This is a genomic window from Actinomadura sp. 3N508 (assembly GCF_044326375.1).
GTDB lineage: Bacteria > Actinomycetota > Actinomycetes > Streptosporangiales > Streptosporangiaceae > Spirillospora.
On the sequence record NZ_JBIRAX010000025.1, the window covers coordinates 1 to 18,223 of the forward strand.

The window sequence follows — 18,223 nt, forward strand, 5'->3', positions numbered from 1 at the left end:
GCTCCCGCGATTGGACTCGAAGCACACCCAGCCACATTCCACCAGGTCAGCACCGACCCGACCAGCGCGCACACGTCCGCCAAGGTCCGGCACAGCCCGCAAAGCCGTGCCCCCATCGTCAAGCAGCCCGTCAGGCAGCGCTGTGCCTCCAGCCGGCATCTTGGAGCAACCGACGGGCGCAGGTCTCCGAACCGCCTCGGCCGTCGACTCCTCGCTTGCAACCCCAGCCCACCCCCGTCAAGACACAACTCCTGGCCCTGCACAGCGGTAGACCGAGCAACCTCGACGTCCACCCGTGCCCGCCACGACTGGTCACTCCGTCCGACACCCATCCCCGCAACCTCGCGTCCGGGATCAGGGCTCTACTCACGACCAGCACACCCGTTCGGACAGTCCAGCCTGTCATCTTCCGACGCCGCGTTTACAGATAATTAGCCCTCAACGACAAGTTCTGTGGTCTAGCACAGCCATCCAAAGGGCCGCACTAAGCAGCACGCACGGTACAAGATGCCACAACCTAAAGGACGTTCTCACTGTTGAAAGCCGTTCGTATACGGTTTGATGTGACTCAAGTAGTGCCCTACCGTCCCGGCAATGTAATGGCGGATCCTAGCTGCCTTCTGAAGAGCATCATCAACAGGTTCAAGGAAATAAACTCCATACGCTCGGAGCGCCATCTCACAGGCAGCAACAGCCATCTCCACGGCAGCGCCGATCATCTCTACTTGGGGCCTGGGACGCACGCCAGTTGGATGACTCTTGTCTTCAACCATTATGGATCGGAGATACCATAGATTTCCGTGTACGGCACCCGAGCCAATCCGATAAACAATCGGCAGATCAACAAAAAGCTTGTTGATCTGTTCAGTAAGATTGACATTCTTCGGTATTGAATACTTGGGTACAGAGAGACGCACCTCCTTACCGGTGACTTCGATACCCGCGGTACGCAATTCAGCATCTATATGCTGCTGACGTTCCCGCGCCTTCTGAGTGAACTCGGACGATATGAGCCGATCGGGATAATCATTCGCCATGGCCATTTCGCGCGCGACATCTTCGTTAAGCTCACGCGCTATTCGAAGCAATCGAGTCTGCCAGTCTCCCTCCGGGGCATGCAGATACTGCATTTTCCAGGCCGATTCTACCGCGATACGCGCCACGGAGATCGGACTATAGATAGAGACATGTTCATCATCAGCAATTATTCTCGTGAGCGCCCATACGTGGTCCAAAAGGCTAGCTGACAACATGTTCGCCAAGGCCCCGCCGGAGTAGAGCAGGCCCTGACGTGCGTCTCGCATCGCCCTGGAACCCCGACTTCGAGCATTGCGAAAGTCGGTCTTAAATGGAGCACCGGATCGAACTGAAGGAGTTTCGACAAGGAGAATATTGCGAGCATCCTCGTGTTGTTGACACAACAATCGGTGAAGTTCCCTAAGAATCTCTCCTTCAGGCGAGTCGCCAGTCTGCGACAGCATATCGAAGACCTCTTTCGGTAGATGCTGCATCAATGGTCTAACCTCCCCTAATGATTTGAACGTGCTTCACAGTCGCTCACTCATCAGCTAGGAGCAGGGAGCTCATTATCTCATAAACGACCCCGTCCACCCATTCCGCATCTTCGTCTTCTTCGGTTTCATTCTCGGGTTCCCCCGCTGGCGCGATACGAAATTCTTCCATCGCTGCCACGGCCGCTGGCCAGCGGCTGTAATGATCCTCGAACATTGCAACATAATCAAGTGCACGCACGAAAACATTCAAATCCAACGCTTCGTCCCCGGATCCGCCATACTCGTAGAGATCCATGAGGCGATCGACGCCAGCACTCGCTTCCTCATCGATGTCATCCAATACCCCCTTGTCCACGAACTTGGACAATCTACGAGCATAGATCGCCGCAGTGAAGACTCCAGCTTCGGTGCGATCTCGATTCAAGAGAGCACTTAGGCCTTCCATAACTACGGCCTTACGCTGTTCGCATACGTCGGGGTGCCGGGCTCGGGTGACCTCAAATATGAGTTCCGCTATGTCCTCATAGTCCCCACCATAAACACGTCCTTGTACGCTAATAAGCTCTGCAACTTTGGCACTGAGGCGCGGCAATTCAAGATCGGCTGAAATTCGCAATGCTATGACTAGACGGCCAACGAAACCACGCGTCGATTTGGCTGACAATTGGATGGTTGCCAATGTCGCCTCCTCAATTTCGTGGGACAACTCTCGTAGGTCTATCTTCTGGTCGCCGTCTACAGTGTTGCCGGACTCCGAATGATAACTCCAGAGATTAGCCACCTGATCAAACGAGAAGGCATGTTGCAGAATGTCCGAAACCAACTCCATGTCGTCTGCCATCTTGCGAACAAAGAAATCATTGACAGAAGGATTGCTAAACTCTATGAACTGTCGAGGTGGTTCATTTGTCACTTTAACAAAAGTGCCATCAAGAATTTTCAGGCTGTGCCTGATCTGTTGTTTACTCCAGCCACCAAAACTTGAGAGTGCTTCCTGCAAACGTTCGAGATGGGCCTCGCCGCCAAGCGAGAAAAGCGTGGACAGCAGAACCCGATCTTTTTCGGTCAGCTGGTTCTCAAATACGTGCCTCCATACACGCATCGGATCTGCCAGACTAGCCTCTAGTTGAGAAGCAGCATTCCCCAAGGATGCATCAAATTCTGTTTTCAGCACGTCCGCCAGGACCCGCGGATTGAAACTTCGGTGATCAATAATCCTTCGATAATGCTCGGGACGAGCAAGCACCGCCTTCTCGCGCGCCGGCCAGTTTGACCAATAGGCGTGATTATAGAGTATTCTAGCCCGAGCCTCTCGATGAAATTCGCTCAAATCGACAACGCAGGTGATCGGAAGAAGGTTCTCTCGATCGAGCCGCTCATAGCGAGCCTTGCCCTGGGCTAGAATATAGTTACGACTAGTAAATATGAGCCTTTTCAGAGGATCCTTGCTAATGACTCTCGTCAAGGAAAGCAGCCGCCTATCTTCATTTTTGAATAGCTTGTCTTCTAGTGTGCTCTGTCCAAGAAAATCATCGTACACAAATATCTGCTTCGAATCAGGATTCCACATTCGATAAACATCTTCGATATTTTCTGATATTTCAACGAGCTCATAACCTTCAGAAGCAAACCGTGCGCACAGAACTTGTGCCAATGTAGTCTTACCAACGCCCGGAACTCCTGAGATGATGCAGACGTGATGCGAATCTAGAACCTTTAGTGTCCGATGAAAGGCGCCGGTCGGCACATAAGTGCGCAGTGTATCTTGTATTTCTTCAACAAAATGGAAGGAGCGCCAAATGATATTTTTAGAAATCATCGCTTCGAGTATCTCTGCATCATTCAACCAAAGCCTTATATGCCTCCTCACTACTGCTGGGTTCTGTCGAAGGAGGGCGTTTATCTCGTCAAGCCCAAAGATGTCGCTAGGTGATTTCACAAAAGGCTGAAAAGCTTGATAAAGCTCATCTTTGGCATTTTTCGTCATTTCGACAGTCGTGGCAAGTATGTACCGTGTTGGCCTAAATCGCCTAACTTTGCTCAGCTCTCGGTTCAGCATATGTCGGACGAGCTTCGCCCGCCCACTCTTTATCCAGTGCTTACACTGGATGACGACGTGCTCTTTCCGGTCGCTCATATAACGAAGGTCGACGCCGCCGTCAGCTCCAGGTGTGAAAAGCTCCAACCTGACTCCAAGCACTTCTTCAAAGAGATCTTTGCATAGACACTCGAAGTCGAAATCAGTCAACTTATTAAGGCCCATTTGATCCATAAGCGTCCCGCCCTAATCCCGGCTCGAAGCGTGTCGACTCTGTGGAGGAGAACTCATCTTGGGGGGTGTCCGATAGATGAGAACGGGGCCGATCCGCTAGAGACTTCGATAGTAACCAACTATGAGACGCGGAACCGGGGGCTCACCGAGGAAGTGCCGGGTTCGCAAGTGCTTCCCACCGGCCGTCATCTCGGACGTGACGAAAGACGGCACAGCTCAATGGACGCACACCTCCGTCCTCGCGGCAGCCGGCTCAGCCCCGTCAGGCGCGCCCGCACGGGCGGTCAGGCTTCTCAGGCGTGCGCTGTGAGGCCCCAGCCAGACCCGGGATCAGTCCTCCCATGGCGGTTGGCGGTGCTTGTCGTGGATGTCCTCCCAGAAGCTTTCGAGCGCCCACTCCTGCTGGCGTCCGTCACTCTCGAATCTGATCACGGCCAGGTCCATCGCTCGCGTAGCCGCGAACACCATGTACGCCAGCTGCACGTACTGTTCGTCAGACGGGTCTTCGATGCCGATCCTCAGCCAACGCTTAGCCACGGTGATGTCCTCAGCTCGGTCTAGCTCGGAGGCGTCAGCCGTAGCCTCGGCTCTTGGGCGTGGATGCGCAATCGACAAGACCCTTACCCGGCCGCCATCGCAGTTGAGGTCACAAGAGGGAGGTTCCGTCGTGGACGCGAACGAAGGGGCCGTCGTCTCGGAGGGCATCCGTCACACGTACGGCCCGGGCCTCTGGCATGCACTCAGTGGCCTCCGACGGGAGAAGCCACTTCACCGAAGTGGCCTCATCGGACGTTTGGGGCTCTCCACCGACTGGTCGGCACAAGATGGCCAGAGAGACAACGCCTAGCTTCATATTCTTGTACACACCCGTTAGGCGCTCCGGCTCGACCTTCAGACCGGTTTCTTCTAGCACTTCCCGGACGACTCCTTCATAAGGAGTTTCATCCAACTCCAAGACGCCTCCGGGTGGCACCCATCGGCCGTCGTCAGCTCGCTTGATGGCGAGAATGCAGCCATCTGAGCGCCGCACAATTCCTGACACGCTCACCGAGTGACGCGGCAGGTCAGCGTTGCTCTTCACTCTTCAGTCGTCCATTCATAAGTCAGCTTCCATAGCTGGCTAGGAAACGCGTTGATCACAACCTCAAGGGGCCTACCCGCTCCGTCCAGGGCGAACCGGACCACTTCGAGAACGTGTTGAGCAGTGCTGATCCGCAGGAAGTCGGCCTCCTCCGAAGACGCTCTCCTAGACTCGATCTCTTCAGCAAAACGCACTACCTGATGTCCGCGCTTCGCCAAGCGCTCATAGAGTCCCGTTGGCCCGGTATCCGGGAATGCAATATCGACGTCGCCGGCAACGGACATCGGAATGTACGATGCAGCCAGCTGCACCGGGCGTTCGTCCGCGAACATGTGGCGCTTCCGGATTAGGGTCAACTCCCCTTCCGGCAGGTCTAGCCGTGTCGCCACCTCAGGAGGCGGGTCAACAGCCTCGGCCTGTACTAGCTCCGTTCTCGGGGCAAGGCCTGCCTTACGCATTCCCTCAGCAAAGCTGCTACCCGAACCATTTCCCCGTGATGGGATACGGCGGACTCGCTTGACCGTGGGAATGTCGAGCACAAACGAACCTACGCCTCGTTCCGTCCGGATAAGCCCCTCTGATTCGAGGACTCCAATAGCACGGCTAATCGAGGTCTGGTTGAGCCCGTATTTGCGAGCCAGCTCGGGCTGGCTGGGCAGCGCGGCGCCTGGCCCGTAGGTGCCTCGGACGATGGCCTCACGAAGATCGTCCGCCACCTGGCGGTAGCGCGATCTTGGGTGCTGCAGGGGCACGACCTCTCCTCCGAGCTGCAGGATCTTATGACCACAACCCTAGCGCGCAGCTCTCGTGGGCCATGTTTTTCCAGGTCAGAGTATCCATCGCTTTGCATCCTTGCTACTTATGATATATGTGTTAACCTCTCCTCTCGGAGCGAGCGGCCGACCACGGACGCTTGCGCACCAGTACGGAACGGCTCCCGGCGAGGTGCCATCCCGGGGCCCCGACTCTTCTGGAGGTAAGCCCATCGTGACTAGTCCCTCTGTTCAGGCGGCGTCCCCCGCTCGGTTGTACCGGGTCGGTGAGGCGATGGAGTTGTTGTCGTTGTCTCGGTCGGTGATCTATGAGCTGATCCGGTCGGGTCGGCTGCGGTCGGTTCGGGAGGGCCGTTCGCGGCGGATCCCGGGTTCGGCGATCGCCGAGTACATCGCGCTGTTGGAGAGCGAGGCGCGCTGATGGCACGCACCCACGGTGAGACCGGCACCGGCCTGGAGGTGAAGCCCGCGGCCGCCGGCAGTGCGCCGGTGTCGGGGCTGCGGATCCGGCTGATCGGTCTGCCGGAGGAGGTGCTGGCCGGCGCTGAGGTGCTGGCCGAGGTGTTCGAGCTGGTGGAGGTGTCGCAGGCCTACCCGTGCCGTGGCGCTTCCCGGAACGTGCGCGCCTATGTGGAGGCGCGGTTCAAGACCCCTGGAACGTAGAGCGGCCCTCGTCCTGGCGACGCAACCGCCGGACGAGGGCCTTGATCGGACCCTTGGGAGGTCCAACCCGATGAACTCTCATTCTGACACCTCCGCGGCCCCGTTCTGGGTCGATGAGGACTACGACCGCCAGTACGCCAGCGACGGCGTCTCCCGGTACGGCGCCTACGTCCGGGACCGGCTGGGCAGCTCGTTCGCCGAGTGCTGGGACGGCACGTGGGACGAGCCGTCGACCCAGCGGGCCGAGTTCGCGGCGGCGGCCTGGCGGACGGCCACCGGGCCGGTGATGGCGCCCGGCTACGTCCGCCACCACCCGCGGGTGCTAGCCACCCAGGTCGAGCGCAGCCATTGGGACGGGTCGCTGATCGCGGCGGTGAGCCTGGTGGCCCCCTGGCCGACCGAGCTGGCCCGCTCGTCCGGGTGGCAGCGCAGCCTGTCCTGGCGGGACTGGCCCGCCGAGCTGCACGGCGAGTGCTACGACTTCGTTCACCCCACCGAGCGGGACGTGACCGAGTCCGCGTTCCTGCAGGCCAGCCTGGCGCTGACCTTCCCGGTGCCGCTGGAGCGGCTGCCCGCGGCCCCGTCCGGTCCGCGCAGGGACGTGGTGAGCGCCGCCCGTCAGGCGGTGCAGGTCCTGGCCGCCGAGCTGAACTACACGGTGCGGCCGGTCCTGGACGTCCTGGAGGGGCGGCGGCCGCGATGACGATCTCCTCCAGCCAGACCGCCACCGCGGCCGCCGTCGTGGCAGGCATCGACAGCGTCCGGTTCGCGGCCGGTGCGGGGACGCCGTGCCTGGCGTGCGACGCGGTGTTGAGCGGGCTGGGGTGCGACGCGGCGCTGATCGCGTTGGCCGGGCTGGTGCCCGAGGCGTTGCCGCTGTGCGGTTCCTGCCGGCGGGGTGTGGTGTACCTGCTGCACTTCGCCCGCCCCTACAAGCACGCGCGGCACTACATCGGCTGGACGCGTGACCTGGCCGGGCGGCTTGCGCAGCACGAGAGCGGGGCCGGGGCGCGGCTGCTGCAGGTGGCGCGCAATGTCGGGATCGAGTGGCGGCTGGCGCGGCTGTGGCCCGGCGACCGCGGACGTGAGCGCGCGATCAAGCGGCAGGGCGGCGCGGCCCGCCGCTGCCCGCTGTGCGGGGTGCGGCCCCGCCCGATCCAGATGACGGTCACCGGCGGCTGTGCCGGTGCGGTGAGGGGTGTTGTGGCATGAGGATCCACAAGAGCAACCAGGCGCCCGCCGGTGAGCCCGGCGTGCCGGAGGAGCTGGCCGCCGAGCTGGCGCGGCAGCGGGAGCTGGCGGACGCGCGGCGGGCTGATGAGCTGGAGCGGGTGCGGGCTGAGGCCGGGCACGGCCGGTCCCGCGCGGACGTGGCCACCGAGGTGCGGCTGGCCGAGCTGGAGCGCGCCGAGCGTGAGGCCGATGTGCGCGCGGAGGCGGAGCTGGCCCGGATGTACCGGGAGTTCCGCGCGTCCGGTGCCCGCACCCGGATCAAGGCGGACATGGCGCGGTCCGGGGAGGCCCGGGCGCTGCGGTTGGAGTGGCTGCGCAGGCTGAACCTGCGCGTGCTGGTGCCGCTGCTGCTCGGTTTCGGGATCTGGTCGACGACCGGCGTGCAGCAGGGCGCGGCCAAGATCATGAGCGTCGACAAGGGCGACCCGGTGTGGTGGGTGCTGTGGGGCCTGGAGGCCCTGCTGATCGGCGTGGTGTGCTGGATCATCGTGGTCCGCGCCCGGCTGGCCGCGTCCGGCGGCAGGCTCGCCAGCCACGCCGAGCGGCTCGCCGCGGGCTGCCTGACCACCTCGATCTTCCTGAACCTGGTGGCCGCGGTCCCGACCGGCGAGGGCCCGCACCCCTCGGGATGGGCGATCCCGGGCGCGATGTTCGCGCACGCGATCGGCCCGGTGGGCGCGGCCCTGGTGGCGCACCTGATCGGCATCATCGACACCTCGATCTCCGACGCCGACCCCTGGCACGAGGGCGAGGGCGAGGACCGGCGGCCGGTGCCGCGGCTGGCCGAGATGGACCTGCAGCCGCCGACCGTCGTCCCCGCCGCGCGCACCTCGGAGAACACTCCGGAAAACGACCTAGGGAACGCGCTCGGGAACGCCGCCGGGAACGGTTCCAGGAACACCGCGGACGCCGCGCAGGCGCTTCCGGTGACCATGTGGCCGGTCCTGCGCGAGAGCCGTCCCGCGCTGCAGGTCATCGCGCGCCCCGCGCCCGCCAAGAACGGTAAGGGCGTCTCCAAGGGTGCGGCGCGAACCGGTGGTGACCGGGACGGACGGCCGGAGGCGGGAACGCCGCGCAGGCCGCGCCCGAACAAGGGCGTGCCCGTTCCCCAGGCCGCCAAGCCGCTGCCCAAGACCAGCCGGGACCGCACCGATGAGGAGCTGCAGGAACAGCTCGCCGAGCTGCTGGACCGGGGCGAGATCGAGCCGGGTGTGCGGGCGGTGAAGGACGCGCTCGGGATCGGCTACGAACGCGCCAAGCGGATCATGGCGGCGCTGGCCGAGGAGGTCTCCGCCAAGACCGACAACGACGATCTCGGCGAGGCCGCGCGTCCGCTGACGGTGCTGGCGGGGGGTGCCAAGTGAAGAATGAGCTGGCCACGCTGCTGTGGATCTTCCTTGTCTCCCTGCTGGTCGTCCTGCTGTCCGAGTCGGCGATGACGGTGCTGGAAGCGATGCTGCCGGGGGGTGCCTGGTGATGGGCACCACTCGCGTGAGCGCGGCGGCGGGGACGCCGTACGAGCTGGACATGCGGCGCCAGCTCAACCAGGCCCGCCAGGACCTGGCCGAGGCGCACACCGAGCTGGCCGTGCTCCGTGACCAGGCGACGGTCCAGCAGCACCGCCACACCGAGCTGCACGTGGCCTACGTCGAGCTGCTCACCCACGCCCGCGCGACCGCCGCGGCGGCCGCGCTCGGCGAGCTGGCCCCCGCCCGCTACATCGCCGGTCACCTGGAGGAGATCGGGCTGCAGCCCGCCCCCGGCGCCGTCCCCGACCAGGTCGTGGCCGAGGGCCTGGCGGTGTCGGTGCGGCTGAGCGGAGGTGACCGGGGATGACGTCGGCGACCGTGTTCACCTGCGTGTTCATTGCGCTGTACGTGGCGCACCAGGTCGGGGACCACTGGGTCCAGACCCACACGCAGGCGTGCGGCAAGGGCGCGCCGGACTGGCGTGGCCGGATCCTGTGCGGGCGGCACGTCGCCACCCTCACCCTGACCAAGGCCGCCGTGGTGGCGGTGGTCGCGGCGGTGCTGTCGCTGCCGCTGAACGTGGCTGCGGTGGCGTTCGCGCTGGCCGTGGACGCGATCTCGCACTACTGGGCCGATCGCCGCACGACGCTGGCGCGGTTGGCCGAACGCGTGGGCAAGGGCGAGTTCGCCCGGCTCGGGGACGGCGCCGCCGCCCCGGCCGGGACGGGCGCCTACGCCCTCGATCAGAGCTGGCACGTGGCGTGGCTGCTGGTCGCGGCCCTGATCGCGCGCCTGGGGACGGGCTGATGCCCGCCCCGCCCCTCACCGGCAATCCCGCCGGTGACCAGCGAAAAGGGCCCCGCCGGAGGTCCTACCAAGAGCACCGGCGAGGCCACCTCACGAAGAGGCAGGTCCCAGTATGTCCGACCAGCGCACCAGCAGCGGAGGAACCGCGACCACCAGCACCAAAGGCATGTACGGCAAGGGCCTCCCGCACGGCGGCGAGGACCGCACGGGCAAGGGCGGCCGGTGAGCAGCGACGGCGGCACGGCGTGCTGCCCGGACTGCAACAGCGACCGGAACGTCAGCTACGGCGGCCGTGAGGGCGGCACCGGCCGGAGCAACGACGTCTGGAACTGCACCAGCCACGGGAAGTTCACCACGCCCGCCCGCTGACCAGCCCGCTGACCAGGCACAAGCGCGGGGCCGGCCCCTAGCCGGACCGGCCCCGCCATCCCAACGGATCAACCGATTTTCCGAAGGAGTTCCCCATGATGGCATTCACCATCACCCACGCCGGGGCGACGGCGGCCGTGAAGGCGGCCGGTCCCCCGGCGGCGCCCGCCACGCAGGAGACGACGGCGCTGGTCGTGGCGCAGCAGCAGGCGCCGACGCAGCTGCCGGGTGAGGCCGAGGGCGGCACGATCATGATCGTCGTGATCGGCGGGTTCCTCTGGTACATCCTCAAGCACAAGAAGGCCAAGCCCGTGCACGTCATCGTCTCGTTCGCCGCGGGCGTGCTGCTGGCCGGGAGCCTGTTCGGGCTGATGGCCCGGCAGGTCTCGGCGAGCCTGGGCACCGGCCTGAACACGATGTTCAGCACCGTCACCACCACCGGCGGCGGCACGGGCTCGGGCACCGGCCGCTGAGGACCTGGCCGTGACCGACAGTGAGCGGCGGCGGCGCGGGACGCCCCGGGCCGCCGCCCGCCCGGCCGGGCGCCGGCCCCCGTCTCACGGGGGCGTCTCACCGGCCCGTCTCACCCCGTCTCACCCCGTCTCGTCCCCCCTCTTGACACGCCCCAAGGCGCGCGCGTACGCGCGCGCGCGAGGCGCTGCTGAGACCGCCCCCGTGAGACAGCCCGCCCGGACCGCCCTGGAGGGGACCCCGATGGCCTTCGACCCCGACGCCGTCCCGGCCCGGCCCGCTACGGCGCGTGAGCTACGCGCGCAGCGCCGCCGTGCCGACAACCGCCGGGAGTTCTTCGCCGCCCGCCGCGGCGCGGCCGCCACCGCGCAGGACCGCGCCGCGACGGCGTGGGACCAGTGGCGCGCCCTGATCCGCGACCTGCCCGAGGCCGACGCCGAGCGGCTGGCCGAGGAGATCGCCGACGCCATGGCCGACCAGATCGACCACATGACGACCTTGCAAGGAGACCGGCCGTGATCGTGCAGCCGAACGAGGACCCCGGCGAGCGCGCCGCGCGCTCCGGGCCGGGGCCGGGCCGAGGAACGGCCGGGCCCGTGGACATGACCAAGACCACCGACCAGACCACCGCGCCCGGCGAGCTGCCGCGCCGTTACCGCCCGGGCGCCTGGACGACGCTGCTGGACGCCGTCGACCGCTGGCGCACCCGGGACCAGCCCCCGCCGCCCTCCCCGTACGAGGACGAGCCCCGCGCCGATAACGTCGCGCCGCCGGCGGCCGCGGCCGCGGCGACGAAACCCGGCGCTGAGGAGACCGAGCCGGACGGGTGGGCGGCCCGGCAGGGCGCCCGGATCACGCTCGGCGCGAAAGTGGCGAGCGGGCGGTTCCGGGTGTGGATCACCGCGGCGAACCTGACCGAGGACGAGCTGGCCGACCGGACCGCCGCGCGGCTGCGGGCCGAGGCCGAGGCCCGCGCGGAGCAGGAACGGGAGCAGGCCCGCGAGGCCGCCCGCGAGCGACGCGGCGGCAGCCGCTCCTACCGGGCCCCGCGACGGCGGACCGAGCCCGACGCCGACGAGATCAAGCTGACCGATGCCCAGCTCGCCTCCACCCGGTCCCGGATCCGGTGGGCGCGCGGCGGCGGCTCGGCGGTCGCCGTCGTGGTGGGCTGGCAGGCCGTGCTGCGGATGCCGCTGCTGCTCGGCGTGCTGCTGCTCGGCGGCCTGGCGGGCGCCTGGTGGCTCGGCTGGCGGGCCGAGGTCGAACAGCGGCGGCAGCAAGAGCTGCAGGCCCCCGAGCCCGCACCGCAGGCCGCCGTGGCGGCGCCCTCGGCCGAGGACGCCACCCCGCCCGAGGGTGTGCCGGTGCTGGCCGACGACGACGGCCAGGGCGAGGGCCAGGGCGACGGCCATGTCGACAGCGAGGGCGAGGATGCCCCGCGCTATTCGCTGCCCGCCGGCGACCTGCTCAGGACCGAGCCGCCCGCGGCCGGTGGCGACCGGGAGGCCGAGCGGGTCCGCGAGCGGCTCACCAAGGTGCTGGACGACCACGGCGTGAACGCGAAGGTGACCGGGCACACCCGCGGGCCCACCGTCACCCAGTACGAGATCGTCCCGGCGCCGGGCGTGAAGGTGGAGAAGGTCACCGGGCTGCAGAAGACCATGGCGATGGCCACCCGCGCCGCCTCGTTGCGGATCCTGGCGCCGATCCCCGGCAAGTCCGCGATCGGCGTGGAGATCCCCAACGCGGTCAAGGACCTGGTGAGGCTCGGCGACGTGCTGCGCTCACCGGCCGCGGCCGCCGAGCGGCACCCGCTGATCGTCGGCCTGGGCAAGGACGTCGAAGGCCGCACGGTGCTGGCCAACCTGGCCAAGATGCCGCACATCCTGATCGCCGGAGCGACCGGCGCGGGCAAGTCGACCTGCATCAACGGGCTGATCACCTCGATCCTGATGCGCGCCACCCCGGCCGAGGTCCGCATGATCCTCATCGACCCCAAGCGGGTCGAGCTGACCCCCTACCGCGGCATCCCGCACCTGCTCACCCCGATCATCACCGACCCGCGCAAGGCCGCACAGGCGCTGACCTGGGTCGTCGGCGAGATGGGCCGCCGCTACGACGCCTTGGTGGGAACCGGGGTCCGCGACATCGGCGCGTTCAACGCCAAGGCCGCCGCCGGGAAGGTCATCGACCAGGAGGGCCGCCGGGTCGAGCCGCTGCCGTTCCTGCTGGTGGTGGTGGACGAGCTGGCCGACCTGATGATGATCGCGCCCAAGGACATCGAAGACTCCATCGTGCGGATCACCCAGCTCGCCCGCGCCGCCGGGATCCACCTCGTGCTCGCGACGCAGCGCCCGAGCGTGGACGTCGTCACCGGGCTGATCAAGGCCAACGTGCCGTCCCGGCTGGCGTTCGCCACCAGCTCGGGCACCGACAGCCGCGTGGTCCTGGACCAGACCGGCGCGGAGAAGCTGCTCGGCCAGGGCGACGCGCTGTTCCTGCCGATGGGCGCCAGCGCCCCGGTCCGGCTGCAGAACGCCTACGTCTCCGACAAGGAGATCAACCGCGTCGTGGCGATCTGCAAGCGCCAAGGCAAGGCCCTGGCCGAGCCGCTCCCCGCCGAGCCCACCACGGCCGAGGACCGGCCCTACGACACCGCGTACGCCACCGTCCCCGCGGCACCGGCCAGGCCCGAGGACGAGCGGCCCGAGCCGACGCCCGAGGCCGCCCCGGACGCGCCCGCACCGGACGCGCCCGCACCGGACACGGCGCCCACCCCGCCGCACCCCGAACCGGCCGCCGCCGACCCCACGCCCGAGCCCGCGGCCGAGCGCGAGCCGACGATGCCCGAACAACTCGTCAGCATCCTGACCGCCGCCGGCGGCGGCCCGCTCGGCTGGCGCGAGCTGGCCGAGACCGCCGGGATCAGCAAACCCACCGTGTACCGGCACATGGCCGCGCTGGTGAAGTCCGGCACCGTCCGCGCCGCCGCTGACGGCGGGTGGGAACTCGTCCCCGACACGGTCGCGGCCGCCGACGCGGACGAGGGCCAGGAGGACGAGCCCGCCGAGCGCGACCGGGCCGTCGACGACCGGCCGGACCGCGCGACCGGCGCCGACCGGGACCAGGCGGCCGAGGACGGCGACCGCGAACCCGACGATCACGAGCTGCTGATCGCCGCGGTCGAACTCGTGGTGTCCACCCAGTTCGGATCCGCCTCCATGCTCCAGCGGAAACTGCGCGTCCGCTACGCCACCGCCCTCGCCCTGATGGAGCGGATGGAGCGCCTGGAGATCGTGGGCCCGGCCGCCGGATCCAACGCCCCCCGGGACGTCCTGAAAAGCCCCGACGAGCTGGAGGGCCTGGTGGCCGAGCTGTCCCTCTGACCTTCCCCAATCCCGAGATCAACCGACCGGGCGGGGGCTCTAGCCAGCCCTCGCCACTAACCCGAAGGGAAACACCTGATGTCCGATCTGCTGGAACGCTCATCCGCGCTGGACGGCCTGGTCGAGCGCGGCGACGCGCTCCACACCGTGATCGAGAAGGTGGGCGATTACGCGCCCTACGTGGCCGAGGTGCTGGAGCTGCTCGCCACCGTCACCGACCAGGTCACCGCCGAACGGCTGGAGGAGTTCGCCGATCAGTCGCTGGACCTGCGACGCACGAACATGGCGATCCTCGTGGCGCTGCTGCACGACGGCTTCCACGGCCTGGGCTCGCTGCTGGTCTCCATCGACCTGGCCGAGTGGCTCGGCGAGGACGAGGCGATCACCGGCTCCCGGGACGCCCTGGACAGCCTCACCGAGGCCCTGGCCGCCCTCGCCGAAGGCATCCGCCCGGGCGAACGCGAATAGGCCACCCCTGGCCCGGACCGCTGCCCCGTGGCGGTCCGGGCCTTCCTCGGCCCGCCAAATCACACCAGGCCCGCTGCTCTCACCCTGCCCAAACGCAGGCCTCGTCCTCGCCCGTGGAGGAACCATGAACGCTGCCCGCACGCACCACGCCGCATCACCGGCGGTCACCCGATGACCAAGCCTCCGCTGCGCGTGCTGGACGGCGGTCACGACGACCCCGACCCGCACCGGTCCCTCCCGCACGATCTTCCGGCAGAGCGGCAGGTGCTCGGCGCGATGATGCTCTCGGCACGCGCCGTCGCCGACGCCCGCCAGATGCTGGACGGCGGCGAGTTCTACCGGCCCGCCCACCAGGAAATCTGGCAGGCCATCTGCGACCTGGCCGACCGCGGCGACCCGTGCGAGCCCACCGCCGTGGCCGCCGAGCTCGGCCCGCGGCGGCTGACCAAGGTCGGCGGCGGCCCCTACCTGCACACCCTGATCCAGGACACCGTCTCCTCCACCCAGGCCGGCTACTATGCCCACCGGCTCGCCGAGCTGGCCTACGCCCGCACCGTCGCCACCACCGGGATCCACCTCACCCAGCTCGGCCACCAGGCCGCCGACGGTGACACCGCCGACCTGCGCGGCGCCGTCACCGCGGCCGTCCAAGACATCACCACACCCGACGCCCGCGGCTGGCCCACCCCCACCCCGCTGGAGGCCACGCGGGAACTCCCGGCGTTCCCGCTGCCGATGCTGCCGGACTGGATCGCCGAATACGCCGCCCGCCTCGCCGAGCAAACCCAGACACCGGCCGATCTGTCCGGCTGCCTGGCTATGGCCGTCCTGGCGGTCGCCGCCAGCGGCAAGGTTTGGGTCCAAGCCCGCGGCTGGCGAGAGCCGACCAACCTGTTCACCGTCATCGCCCTGGGCCCAGGGAACCGCAAATCCGAAGTGTTCGCTGCCATGACCGGCCCGATCCGCGCCGCCGAAACCATGCTCCGCGAAAAGGCACAGCCTCACATCACCGATATCGCCATTCAGCGGCGCGTCGCCGAGGCCGATTTGGAGAAGGCGGAAAAGGCGGCGATCAACGCCATCGACGCGATCGTCCGCGAACAGCATTTGGAGGACGCGCGGATCGCCGCCGAACGCGTGCAGGAACTGCAGATACCGGCCGAGCCGCGGCTGTTCTCCGACGACGCCACACCGGAGATCCTCACCTCGCAACTCGCGCAGCAGGGCGGGCGGATGGCGGTCCTCTCGCCAGAAGGGGAGATCTTCTCCATCGCCGCCGGGCGCTACAGCGGCGCACCCAACTTCGCCGTCCTCAAACACGGCCACGCCGGTGAGGGCATGCGCATCGACCGCGTCGGACGCCCGTCGGAGATCATCGAATCCGCGCACGTCACCCTCGGCATCTGCACCCAACCCGACGTCCTGGCCGGACTCGCCGACACCCCGCAATTCCGCGGCCAGGGCCTGCTCGGCCGGATCCTGTACGCCGTCCCGGCCTCGCTGCTCGGCTACCGCGACGCCAGCCCCGACCTCATCCCCGCCCACATCACCCAGACCTACGCCGACACCCTCACCAGCCTCATCACCCGACTGCACGCCCTCACCGAGCCGATCGCCCTCACCTTCACCGACCGGGGTCTGAGCGCAGTCCAGGAGCTGCTGCGCGAAACCGAACCGCGCTACCGGCCCGGCAACGACCTGGCCCACATGCCCGACTGGGGCGGCAAATACCCCGGCGCCGTCATACGCATCGCCGGCCTGCTCCACCTCGCCGCACACCATCACGGCACCTGGCACGCGCCCATCACCGCCGACACCTTCGCCTGCGCACGCCAGATCGGCGACTACTACCTCACCCACGCCCAAGCCGCCTACGACCTCATCGGCGCCGACCCCGACCTCGCCGACGCCCGCGCCCTACGCGACTGGATCACCCGCACCGGCACCCACCGCTTCGCCGCCAGCGACGCGGTCCGAGCCCTGCGGCCCCGCTTCCGCAAGGTCGCCGACACCGAACCAGGCCTGCGCGTCCTGGAAGCCCACGGCTGGATCAGACGCCTGCCCACCCCACCCCGCTCCACCGGGCCCGGCCGCACCCGTGCTCCCGTCTACGAGGCCCACCCGCACGCCTGCGAAGACGGTCCGGGAGACCCGTAACCGACCTCCGGGACCGTTACGCAGGGTGACCGCCATCCGGCGCCGATCCCCCGCTCGGGCCCTCCAACGCTGGTTTTAATGCAGAGAAATTAATTGTTCTGCATTAAAACCACGTCTCCAAGCGCCCAACCCCGCTCTCACACCCAAGCCCCGTCACTCAGTGTGATGGATCACTCGAAGGAGATCACGATGTCCACGCCACCTGTCGCCACCCCCGAAGAGCCGGGTGACGGCAACGAACCCAGGAAGGCGACACGCCCGCGAGGGGACGGCGGGCTGCGCTGGAGCGAGAGTCGGCAGCGCTGGATCGCCGAGATCACCATCGGGTACACGCCCGCCGGCAAGCGGATCGTCCGGTCGGCCAGCGACAAGCACAAGAGCAAGGCGCTCAAGAAGCTGCAGCAAAAGCTGCGCGACCGCGAAGACGGGCTGCCCAGCGAGGACACTCGATACACCGTCGCGCAGGCCGTAGAGAACTGGCTCGAATACGGGCTTCCCGACAGGGACGAGAACACCATCAAGAACCGGACGAGTCTCGCTCAAAACCACGTCATCCCTGACCTCGGTGCCCGGAAACTTCGCGAGCTATCGGCGGACGATGTAGACCGCTGGCTTGCGCGGAAGGCGAAGACCCACAGCACGAAGACGCTCAAGGAGATGCACTCCATCTTGAAGCGGGCCGTGGCGAGGGCCCAGGCGCGGGACAAGGTAAAGAGAAACGTCGCCCTGCTCTGCGAGGTCCCGCGCGGCAAGGGCGGCCGCCCCTCGAAATCACTCTCGTTCAAGCAGGCCGTCGCGCTGCTGGAAGCGGCAGAAGCCAGCGGCGAGGCCGACATGCACACCTACATCGTGCTTTCGCTGCTCACCGGCGCGCGTACGGAGGAATTGCGGGCATTGCGCTGGTCCCACGTCGTCGCCTACCACGACGAGCAAGAGACGTGGCTTCCGGTCGATGAGGCCGGATGGGAGCACCGCGAATTCGCCATATACGTGTGGCGCTCCGTCCGGCGGGGCGGCGACACGAAGACCGAGAAGTCGAGACGCAGTTTGAAGCTGCCGGCCAGATGCGTCCATGCGCTCCATGACCTCTACAGTGCGCAGGGCGGCGCCCACATGGACGCCGGGGGCGCCTTCCCGTTGCCTTCCGACCGGTTCGTCTTCCCGGGCCCGGACGATGGCGAGCGCGACGCCATGAGCATCCTCCGCGGATTCCGGAGGGTGGCGGAGCGCGCCGGGCTGACGCCAGAGGAGTGGACGCCCCGGGAGTTGCGGCACAGCTTCGTCTCGCTGCTGTCGGACAACGGGATGCCTACCGAGAACATCGCCCGGCTGGTGGGCCACAGCAGCACCCGCGTGACCGAGACCGTCTACCGGCACGAGCTGCGGCCGGTGCTGGAGGACGGCGCCACGGAGATGGATCGCATCTTCCCGGGCGCGATCAGCGATCGGTAGTCAGGCAGTTGGTCAGGCAGAACGCATTCGAGTCCGTCTCGGCACTCCGAGACGGACTCTGACCTGGCATTACGTGCTCACAGTACAGCTCCCGCGATTGGACTCGAA

At 67.0% G+C, this 18,223-nt stretch carries 19 protein-coding genes; 14 read left to right on the forward strand and 5 right to left on the reverse strand.

The annotated features are described in order from the left end of the window. Positions 1-530: 530 nt before the first annotated feature. The 5 genes from ACH34S_RS41590 to ACH34S_RS41610 all read right to left on the reverse strand — a co-directional run bounded on the left by ACH34S_RS41590 (position 531) and on the right by ACH34S_RS41610 (position 5,619). Complete coding sequence (locus ACH34S_RS41590; protein ID WP_395958453.1) at positions 531-1,511, reverse strand: hypothetical protein; 981 nt, start codon at positions 1,509-1,511, stop codon at positions 531-533. A 46-nt stretch (positions 1,512-1,557) separates the two neighbouring features. Next, positions 1,558-3,786: a restriction endonuclease gene (locus ACH34S_RS41595; RefSeq protein ID WP_395958454.1), complete on the reverse strand. Its 2,229-nt coding sequence runs from the start codon at positions 3,784-3,786 to the stop codon at positions 1,558-1,560. Between the two features lie 330 nt (positions 3,787-4,116). Next, positions 4,117-4,323, reverse strand: coding sequence for a hypothetical protein (locus ACH34S_RS41600; protein ID WP_395958455.1), 207 nt, complete (start codon positions 4,321-4,323; stop codon positions 4,117-4,119). Positions 4,324-4,432: 109 nt separating this feature from the next. Next, the gene (locus ACH34S_RS41605; protein ID WP_395958456.1) at positions 4,433-4,867 is read right to left on the reverse strand and encodes an NUDIX hydrolase; all 435 of its coding nucleotides are present in this window, start codon (positions 4,865-4,867) and stop codon (positions 4,433-4,435) included. Further along, on the reverse strand, positions 4,864-5,619 hold the full coding sequence (locus ACH34S_RS41610) for a GntR family transcriptional regulator (protein ID WP_395958457.1): 756 nt from the start codon (positions 5,617-5,619) through the stop codon (positions 4,864-4,866). Before ACH34S_RS41610 ends, ACH34S_RS41605 begins: the two co-directional genes overlap by 4 nt. A 109-nt stretch (positions 5,620-5,728) precedes the next feature. Here ACH34S_RS41610 and ACH34S_RS41615 point away from each other — a divergent pair, with 109 nt between their 5' ends. The 14 genes from ACH34S_RS41615 (at position 5,729) to xerC (ending at position 18,115) form a co-directional block, all read left to right on the forward strand. Continuing rightward, entirely contained in the window at positions 5,729-6,061 is a 333-nt protein-coding gene (locus ACH34S_RS41615; RefSeq protein ID WP_395958458.1) for a helix-turn-helix domain-containing protein, read from the forward strand. Then, positions 6,061-6,303: a hypothetical protein gene (locus ACH34S_RS41620; RefSeq protein ID WP_395958459.1), complete on the forward strand. Its 243-nt coding sequence runs from the start codon at positions 6,061-6,063 to the stop codon at positions 6,301-6,303. The genes ACH34S_RS41615 and ACH34S_RS41620 overlap by 1 nt, the downstream gene beginning before the upstream one ends. Positions 6,304-6,373: 70 nt before the next feature. Beyond that, positions 6,374-7,006 carry a hypothetical protein gene (locus ACH34S_RS41625; protein WP_395958460.1) on the forward strand — a complete coding sequence of 211 codons (633 nt, stop codon included), beginning with the start codon at positions 6,374-6,376 and terminating at the stop codon, positions 7,004-7,006. Beyond that, complete coding sequence (locus ACH34S_RS41630; protein WP_395958461.1) at positions 7,003-7,515, forward strand: hypothetical protein; 513 nt, start codon at positions 7,003-7,005, stop codon at positions 7,513-7,515. Before ACH34S_RS41625 ends, ACH34S_RS41630 begins: the two co-directional genes overlap by 4 nt. Further along, positions 7,512-8,900: a hypothetical protein gene (locus ACH34S_RS41635; protein ID WP_395958462.1), complete on the forward strand. Its 1,389-nt coding sequence runs from the start codon at positions 7,512-7,514 to the stop codon at positions 8,898-8,900. Before ACH34S_RS41630 ends, ACH34S_RS41635 begins: the two co-directional genes overlap by 4 nt. A gap of 112 nt (positions 8,901-9,012) precedes the next feature. Next, on the forward strand, positions 9,013-9,372 hold the full coding sequence (locus ACH34S_RS41640; RefSeq protein WP_395958463.1) for a hypothetical protein: 360 nt from the start codon (positions 9,013-9,015) through the stop codon (positions 9,370-9,372). Beyond that, a complete protein-coding gene (locus ACH34S_RS41645; protein ID WP_395958464.1) occupies positions 9,369-9,812 on the forward strand; it encodes a DUF3307 domain-containing protein in 444 nt (147 codons plus the stop codon). The genes ACH34S_RS41640 and ACH34S_RS41645 overlap by 4 nt, the downstream gene beginning before the upstream one ends. A gap of 222 nt (positions 9,813-10,034) precedes the next feature. Continuing rightward, complete coding sequence (locus ACH34S_RS41650) at positions 10,035-10,181, forward strand: hypothetical protein (protein ID WP_395958465.1); 147 nt, start codon at positions 10,035-10,037, stop codon at positions 10,179-10,181. Positions 10,182-10,276: 95 nt separating this feature from the next. Beyond that, entirely contained in the window at positions 10,277-10,654 is a 378-nt protein-coding gene (locus ACH34S_RS41655) for a hypothetical protein (RefSeq protein WP_395958466.1), read from the forward strand. Between the two features lie 241 nt (positions 10,655-10,895). Next, positions 10,896-11,171 carry a hypothetical protein gene (locus tag ACH34S_RS41660; RefSeq protein WP_395958467.1) on the forward strand — a complete coding sequence of 92 codons (276 nt, stop codon included), beginning with the start codon at positions 10,896-10,898 and terminating at the stop codon, positions 11,169-11,171. Beyond that, the gene (locus tag ACH34S_RS41665; protein WP_395958468.1) at positions 11,168-14,038 is read left to right on the forward strand and encodes a DNA translocase FtsK; all 2,871 of its coding nucleotides are present in this window, start codon (positions 11,168-11,170) and stop codon (positions 14,036-14,038) included. The genes ACH34S_RS41660 and ACH34S_RS41665 overlap by 4 nt, the downstream gene beginning before the upstream one ends. A 78-nt stretch (positions 14,039-14,116) precedes the next feature. Next, a complete protein-coding gene (locus ACH34S_RS41670) occupies positions 14,117-14,506 on the forward strand; it encodes a hypothetical protein (protein WP_395958469.1) in 390 nt (129 codons plus the stop codon). Positions 14,507-14,677: 171 nt separating this feature from the next. Next, positions 14,678-16,663: a DUF3987 domain-containing protein gene (locus ACH34S_RS41675; RefSeq protein WP_395958470.1), complete on the forward strand. Its 1,986-nt coding sequence runs from the start codon at positions 14,678-14,680 to the stop codon at positions 16,661-16,663. Positions 16,664-16,852: 189 nt separating this feature from the next. Further along, positions 16,853-18,115, forward strand: a complete 1,263-nt coding sequence (gene xerC, locus ACH34S_RS41680) for a tyrosine recombinase XerC (RefSeq protein ID WP_395958471.1) — start codon at positions 16,853-16,855, stop codon at positions 18,113-18,115. Positions 18,116-18,223 lie beyond the last annotated feature (108 nt).